The sequence below is a fragment of the Streptomyces sp. NPDC028722 genome (assembly GCF_040637655.1).
Classification (GTDB): Bacteria; Actinomycetota; Actinomycetes; order Streptomycetales; family Streptomycetaceae; genus Streptomyces.
In genome coordinates, this window is the sequence record NZ_JBEZWU010000092.1 from 1 (window position 1) to 1,027 (window position 1,027).

A 1,027-nucleotide genomic window follows, 5' to 3' on the forward strand; every position below is an offset into this window, starting at 1 on the left:
TCCCCCGAGTCGAACCGCACGACCGGGACGCCCCGGTCGTGCAGCTCGCGGATCACCACGTCGGCGGTGGGGTCGTGCAGGCTGGTGACGACCAACACCGGACGTGTGTCAGTCACTGGTCGTTGTCGCTCCCCGTGTCGTTGTCCGTAGAGCCCTGGCCCTGCCCATCGGGGCTGGTGCCGGTCGAGAGACTCGTTCCGGTGCTGGTCCCGTGGCCGGGCATCTCCATCACGTGTCCGTTGCCGTCGAAGAAGACGGCCGCCTGGGTGGCCGGGTCTAGGTAGACGCCCCCGTATTCAGGCGACATGGTCGGGTACGGCTGCATACGGCTGACGCCCCACGGCCGGGGTGTAGTGGTTCCCTGCGGGACCGGTGCGCTCGTGGGCAGTCGGTCGGAGTGCACGTACATAGCTCTCCTCAAGGTCGCGGTGATGAGAGCCCGCACGGGACGGCGGGCCTGGTGCCTTGACTTGCAGGCCAGCTTGGCGCCAACGATGCCCGCGCTGCTGGCAGTTCTCTCGTCTGCTCGAACTCCTGGCTCATCGTGGTGCACGAGATCAGCCGGTTGTCGGTGTTCACGGTGGCCCGGAAGTGCACTCGAACCCGTTGCTCCCCGTAGCCGCCGGCATCCAAGAGGGCGGAACGAATTAGGAAGGGCGGCCCGTATCGGCCATGCCTCTCCCCGCGAGAGAACACGACGCTGCCTCGGCTACCCGCGGGCTGAGGCAGCATCGCAGACAGACGGGCTCTTCCCGCGTTGGGCGGGACGCTGCCGGACGTGGGCCTCGGCTGTATGCGGGGCGGTGACGGCGCTGTGGTCGGGAATGGTGCGCGCGGCGAGGGTGACGCCGCTCGCGATCCGGGAGTCACGGCCGACAGCCACGCCGGGGCCGAGGCTGATGTTGTTGCCGGTCTGGACCCGGTCGCCGATGAGCGCGCCGAACTGCGGCGTGCCGCACCGGTACAGGCCGCCGGGCGTGCGCAGCACGATCTCCCGTTCGGGCTTGCTCATGTGGGGGCTCCACAG

The 1,027-nt window shown here is 69.1% G+C and carries 1 protein-coding gene and 2 pseudogenes; all 3 read right to left on the reverse strand.

The features are described from left to right. A pseudogene (locus tag AB0F03_RS37985) lies at positions 1–116 on the reverse strand (ATP-grasp ribosomal peptide maturase); the annotation flags it as partial. Continuing rightward, positions 113–409, reverse strand: coding sequence for a putative ATP-grasp-modified RiPP (gene tgmA / locus AB0F03_RS37990; RefSeq protein WP_362001091.1), 297 nt, complete (start codon positions 407–409; stop codon positions 113–115). The gene tgmA and the pseudogene AB0F03_RS37985, both read right to left, overlap by 4 nt. A gap of 300 nt (positions 410–709) precedes the next feature. Beyond that, positions 710–1,027 (reverse strand): annotated as a pseudogene (locus AB0F03_RS37995) (hypothetical protein); the annotation flags it as partial.

Coding starts and splice junctions, on each gene's coding strand:
- tgmA (WP_362001091.1), bottom strand. CDS start 409: ATGTACGTGCACTCCGACCGACTGCCCACGAGCGCACCGGTCCCGCAG.